5 protein-coding genes and 1 pseudogene are annotated in these 5860 nt (G+C 57.8%); 4 read left to right on the forward strand and 2 right to left on the reverse strand.

What is annotated here, in order from left to right:
• Positions 1 to 222 precede the first annotated feature (222 nt).
• Together AAFO90_RS23640 and AAFO90_RS23645 are read left to right on the forward strand one after the other, a co-directional pair.
• Positions 223 to 1428: a Mu transposase C-terminal domain-containing protein gene (locus tag AAFO90_RS23640; protein ID WP_347511011.1), complete on the forward strand. Its 1206-nt coding sequence runs from the start codon at positions 223 to 225 to the stop codon at positions 1426 to 1428.
• Positions 1425 to 2387, forward strand: coding sequence for an ATP-binding protein (locus AAFO90_RS23645; protein ID WP_347511012.1), 963 nt, complete (start codon positions 1425 to 1427; stop codon positions 2385 to 2387). Before AAFO90_RS23640 ends, AAFO90_RS23645 begins: the two co-directional genes overlap by 4 nt.
• Positions 2388 to 3331: 944 nt before the next feature.
• On the opposite strand, the gene AAFO90_RS23650 is transcribed toward AAFO90_RS23645, so the two are convergent.
• Positions 3332 to 4273, reverse strand: a complete 942-nt coding sequence (locus AAFO90_RS23650) for a LysR family transcriptional regulator (protein WP_347511013.1) — start codon at positions 4271 to 4273, stop codon at positions 3332 to 3334.
• 112 nt (positions 4274 to 4385) lie between these two features.
• Here AAFO90_RS23650 and AAFO90_RS23655 point away from each other — a divergent pair, with 112 nt between their 5' ends.
• Together AAFO90_RS23655 and AAFO90_RS23660 are read left to right on the forward strand one after the other, a co-directional pair.
• Positions 4386 to 4829, forward strand: coding sequence for a cupin domain-containing protein (locus AAFO90_RS23655; protein ID WP_347511014.1), 444 nt, complete (start codon positions 4386 to 4388; stop codon positions 4827 to 4829).
• 4 nt (positions 4830 to 4833) lie between these two features.
• Positions 4834 to 5634 carry a glutathione S-transferase family protein gene (locus tag AAFO90_RS23660; RefSeq protein WP_347511015.1) on the forward strand — a complete coding sequence of 267 codons (801 nt, stop codon included), beginning with the start codon at positions 4834 to 4836 and terminating at the stop codon, positions 5632 to 5634.
• A 133-nt stretch (positions 5635 to 5767) separates the two neighbouring features.
• Here the strand turns inward: AAFO90_RS23660 and AAFO90_RS23665 are convergent.
• Positions 5768 to 5860: pseudogene (locus tag AAFO90_RS23665) on the reverse strand (IS5/IS1182 family transposase); the annotation flags it as partial.

Here is a 5860-nt window from a genome sequence, read left to right on the forward strand (position 1 = left end):
GACGGCTGGGAAACCCTCTCTCAGCCCCTCGAACCCATGCCCCTTGACCTCGCAGCCTAAAACACCGACCCTTCACATGCCCGGAGCGCGCCGCCAGGGAATTTCCACAGCATTCGCGACACGACCGATGTTCAGGTCGATCAGGTCTATCTGTCACTTTTCACCGACACCAGCGGCACCGTGCGTGCAAGACGCATAGACCCTGAGAAAGTGCCGCCTGAGTTGGAAGAAGATGAAATCTGTCGCCTGTGGCTCCACGTCATGATCGATGTCGCGACCCGCCTGCCGTTGGCTTGGATCATCGCGAAATCCGCCGATGCCGATCACACCGAGGCCCTCATGCGGATGGCCACGCGCGACAAGACCCGTGAGAAGGTCCGCTATGGCTGTATCAAGGATCCCGCTCCACCGGTCCGCATCATGAAGTTCGAGGCTGATAACGGCGGGGCGACCCGGAATGGTCCGGTTTATGGTGCTCAACTCGGGGCGGGCATGACGGTCATACCAGGGCGTTCTTATCACTCGATCGACAAACCCCACATTGAACGGATTTTTGGGACCTCTCAGTGGGCCGTTCTGAATTTCCTGCCCGGGTATACGGGAAGCCGACCGGGTGAACTGAAAGACTACGACCCTAAGGCGTCAGTGGCCTTCACCCACAACGAATTTTACGGGCAGATAACTAGGTATTTAGTCGACGAGTATTCCCATGAACAGCACTTCGGGGTCGGGATGTTCGGGGCAACGCCCTGGGAAAAGATGTTGGATATCACAAAGAACTACCGCCAAGTAGACGCCCCCAACCAACGGGAGCGGTGTCTGCACCTTGGGGTCAAAGTGAACGCCACGACGACGCCGAATGGCGTCAAGGCCTTCAATATTCCGTTCAACTCCACTGAGCTTCTGGATTTCACGGGGGGCGCGTCGCGCAAGGTGACCGTCCACCTGGATCCAGACGACCTCAGGCACGCCTATGTAACGGCGAAGGGCCACGCCGATATCATAATGGTAGACCTGTCCATGACGGCCTTCGCGGACTTGACCCTCGAAGAGGCGATCGAACTCATGGAAGACGCCTGCCGGCGCGACCCCAAGGCGCAGGAACTTCATAACGCCCACCTTAAAGAAGCCCGGGCGCGGCGGGCCCGGGAGTCAGGGTATTTCCCTGATACGCGAGACCCGTCGAACTATCTGAATATGAATGAGCTTAGACGCCGTGCGGACCGGCTCGCTAAGGTTTCATTCCGCCCGAAGGGGGAGACCGGACCGACGGCGCGGGCCGGTCACCTTACGGACCGGACCAGCGTCACCCCGGCATTCAAGGTCGGTGAGCGTTCTGTCGCGATTACCGCGAAACCGCCGCCCAAGAGTCAGAACTCTCTGCCCACCGGAAAAACCTTCACGCCCATCAAGGACAGTAAACTATGACCCGCCTCTTCAACCCGCAGATCGCCGAAACCGCTGCCCTGAATACCGGCAGGTATTTCCCGCTTAGTCGCGGTGAAAAGCTCCGGGCCACGTTCAGCGAGGTCTTCAGCCGTCATATTGGGAACCTGAACAGCGGACAGTGGTTCGAAGGGGAGGTTCTTCTGGTCACCGGGCTGAGCGAGTCTGGGAAGACCCGGGAAACGAACGAGGTTCTGAAGCTGCTCCATGCGGAACAGGTTCCGCTGCCGAGCGGTGCCCCGGCACGCATCGCCCAGTGCGACCTGAGCAGGGCGGGCGGGTGGAAGGACCTCGGGCGGCGGACTCTGAAGGCGATGGGGTATCACCTGTCTGATAACGCGCGTCTGACCCAGACCGATATTTGGGCACGGGTCGCCCATCAGGCTGAAGCCCAAGGTGTCATCGGGATTCACTTCGATGAGGTCCAACATATCTTCGCCGGCAAGTCGGACAATGACCGGGAAATGATCCTCGATAACTTCAAGACTCTCATTAAATCAAGGGGATGGCCGCTGATGTTGATCATGTCCGGCGTTCCTGAACTCTCCGACCATGTTCGCGCGCTCGACCAAACCCAGAACAAGGTGACCCATGTTCACTTTGACGGGATCGACCTGCCTGATGACCTGAACGTGGTCCACGAGATCGTGGGGAGTTTTGCCCTCGAAAATGGCTTGGAGGTCGATGAGGATCTGATGACGGAGGACTTTTACCGCCGCCTCGCGGTCGCCTCGGCCATGAGGTGGGGGACGCTCATTAAGATGACGATTTCCTCGATCGCAAAGGCGCGCGTTTCCGGATCACCCATCTTGACCCGGGATCACTATGTGGACTTCTGGGCAGAGAAGGCCAACGTGAACGCCCTGGCGACCCCGTTTACCCATGATGGATATGAGACCATGTTCCGGCCTGATAAACCGTTCCAGGCGTTCATCTCGTAACGATCTGAACAACCAGACCTCCACACAGAACCGCGCTTCGGCGCGGTTTTTTTGTTTTTTCTTAATGGGTTAGCCTAGCGACGCTTGGCCTGAAAAATGACTGCGTAAGCTTATGGTATCGTGCGTACGCTTATGCGTTTTCGTCTCTTCGGGTGGTCTGTAAGGTGTTGATGTTCGGTTATTTTATTTCGATTCGAATCGACGGCTGGACGCGGTGCGCACAGTTATGGTTGTTCTGAGTCCAAAAGAGTCAGAGCAAGCATATGAATGCACAAAGGAAAGCATAAACCTGCGCAAGGGGTGTCAAGGGGTAAACGTCCTCTTGATGCGCTTTGTGCGGGCCGCTGACACAGAGTGATGGAGACGCCGGGGCTAAAGCTCGGGCGTCTTTTTTGTGTTTGGGTGTGCATCAACCTTCGGTACCAAAACCTTCCGTCTGGATGGCTTCAGGGCACTCGAGAAGCGTCAGTCGGCTCGTCCCCTCGGCGCAGGAAGTCGGCCTAGTGTTGGAGTATAGAACGCCGCCCAGTCCAGCACTTCCGCCCTTTGCAGTCACTCACGTCCGGCGCAGCGCGTGACCGCTTGCAGCCCAAACGCGACCTTCGTATCAGGCGCAGTGTCAGCTCCGCTGCGGGTGCGAAGCATTTGGGCCATTTTCCCGAAAGCGGCCATCCAGCAGGTGGTGGCAGCCCCGGCTGATGCTGCGCTCCACACCAGGTGACGCAATGCGCAGATAACGGAGTTTGCAAAGTCCGTCTTTCGGCCTGGGAACACAGCCTGCGACCGCTGCGATGCCGCGTGAAAAGCGGTCATTGATGAGAGGTGCAGCGAAATTTTGGGGTTGGAGGGCAGCATTGCGGACAGAGCGCCATTTCGCTGCAGTTCCCCAATGTCCGGATACGCTGCTACGCCGTCTGTATTTTTACCGACAGGATGTCCTTAAATCAGTTGCGCAATGCGTCGGCATCCAGTCCTTTCATAAGACCAAAGACCTGGTGTCGCACCCAAGCCGCCATCAGGGCGTTGTCAAAGCGCTTATGCCAGATACCAATGATCAATGCCGGTTCAATTTCCATCGGTGGTTCGAACACGTTCAGCTCGAATGCTTCGGCCACTTTGGACGCAAGTTGCGCGGGCACAAGCGCAATTAGGTCGCTTTCACCCACTGCACGGCAAACGCCGCTGAAGACAGGCACAGTCATGGCAACCTGTCGGCGTTTGCCCACACGTGCCAGGGCAGCATCACCCATCGCGGCGAGATTGCCTTCTGGAGAGAACAAGACGTGGTGAAGCGCGCAGAAGGTTTCCATCGGCATCTGCGTGCCATCCTCAAGCCCCCGGGTGCCCGGATTGCCTTTGCGAGCGATGACGTGGAAAGGTGAATGGAAGAGCGGCTCTCGATTGACCCATTCCGGCAACGTCGAGTCAGGGATCAGCGCAATGTCGGCGTTGCGTCGTTCAAGGCTGGCCACGTAATCGTTCGGAACTAGATCAACGAGCTGTGCCCGCAGATTGGGCGCGGACTTTTGAAGGAGATCACCCAAAGGCGGCATCAGGAGTTCCGCGAAAAAATCGCTGGCTGCAATCCGGAAAGTCCCTTCAGCAGTTCGCGGATCAAAGGTAGCCGGCGGGGCGAGCAAGGCCTCCAGACGCTCGAGCTCCTCGCGCAAACCGGTTTCGATCCCGGCTGCGTACTCCGTTGCGACCAATCGGTTCCCTTGCCGGATAAAGAGGGGGTCGTTCAAGGCATGGCGCAGACGCGACAACGCCCCAGAGACAGCGGATTGGGACATGGCCAGCCGGTCAGCCGCCTTTACGGTTGAGCCTTCGCGAAAAAGAGCGTCCAACAAGCGCAAAAGATTGAGGTCGAGTGTCGCGAAATTCACTTGGCCGATACCCTATATCAGATAATGCGGTTTGCCTGATAGGCTGGCCGTATTGTAGCTTGCTGTCAACGAAAGCGCTTTCGTTTCAATCCAATTCCAAGGGAGAGAAGCGATGAAAGACCTAGCCGAAATCGACGGAGCCATCGAATGGCTCGGTGTCCAGTACAAGACCATCCTCGGCCCGGAACAGACGGGCGGCGCGATGTCCATTGTGGACAGTTGGTCCCCCGCAAGCAGCGGCCCCCCGCGCCATGTGCATCAAAAAGAAGACGAGACATTCGTGATCCTCACGGGGGCCTGCAAGTTCTGGCTGGAGGGTCAGGAGTTCACCGCAAGCGCCGACGAAAGCGTGTTCATCCCGCGCGGCATGGAACATACATTCAAAGTGACCGATGACGGCCCGTGCCGCCATTTCGTGATCCTGACCCCCGGCGGTTTCGAAGGCTTCTTTGCCGATATGGCTGCGGGCCAGTGCCGCATCCCCGAAGATATGCCCGCTATCGAAGAGAGCGCCAAGCGCCACAACATGACCTTTACCGGTCCCCCTTTGGATTGATCCCATGACAGAGAAACACATCGTCTACCACATCCCCGTCTGCCCCTTTTCGCAGCGGCTGGAAATTCTGCTGGCTCTGCGTGGGTTGACGGAGGCCGTCGAATTCAGGGTCGTGGACATCACCAAGCCGCGCGATCCTGACTTGCTGGCCAAGACCCGTGGCACAACCGCCCTGCCGGTGTTGGAAACCAGCGACGGGCGAATTTTGAAGGAAAGCCTCGTGATCCTGCGCTTTCTTGACGAGGCGCTGCCGGGGGCACCGTTGCGCCGCAGCGATCCCGCCGAGCACGCAATCGAGTCGATGTTCATTGCCCGTGAGGGACCCTTCACGATGGCAGGTTATCTGTTTGTCATGAACCAGGACCCGGCGCAGCGGGACGCGCATCTGGACAAACTACTTTCTATCTATCGTGACATCGACGACTTCCTTGGTCATCATAGCCCGACGGGGCCCTTCCTGTTCGAGGATTTCGGTCTGGCCGAGGCTGTTTTCACGCCCATGTTCAAGCGGTTTTGGTTCCTAGACTACTACGAAAGATTCACGCTTCCCGAGGGCAAGGACTATGACCGTGTGCGTGCCTGGCGTGACGCATGCATGGCGCATCCGGCAACACAGCAGGTGACCAAAGAAGAGATCGTCAAACTCTACTACGATTACGCGCTTGGGGCAGGAAACGGTGCTTTGCCAGAAGGACGCAGCGTTTCAAGTTTTGCCTTCGAGCCGCCATGGCAATCAAGACCGATGCCACCCAAGGAAAAATATGCGCAGACAGCGACCGACAAGGAGCTCGGCCTCGTCGCCTGACCTGAGCTTCGAAACCAGAACCAGACACTCATGCGTTTTGCAGCATCAGGTAAGATGGGCTCTCACCCGCCGTTCGCCTCGCCAGCACACCAAATCGGCACTGAGAGTCTGATTCAAAACTTTTCGAGTGAATTCATTGTCTTGCGAGCATCCGCGTGACGCGGCGGATGTGTGCGATTGTGACCCAAGCTGCCGCGCTGGCGATGGATTTTTCCCAATCCTTCGA

Origin of the sequence: Phaeobacter sp. CAU 1743 (assembly GCF_039839315.1) — a bacterium.
Taxonomy (GTDB): domain Bacteria; phylum Pseudomonadota; class Alphaproteobacteria; order Rhodobacterales; family Rhodobacteraceae; genus Phycobacter; species Phycobacter gallaeciensis_A.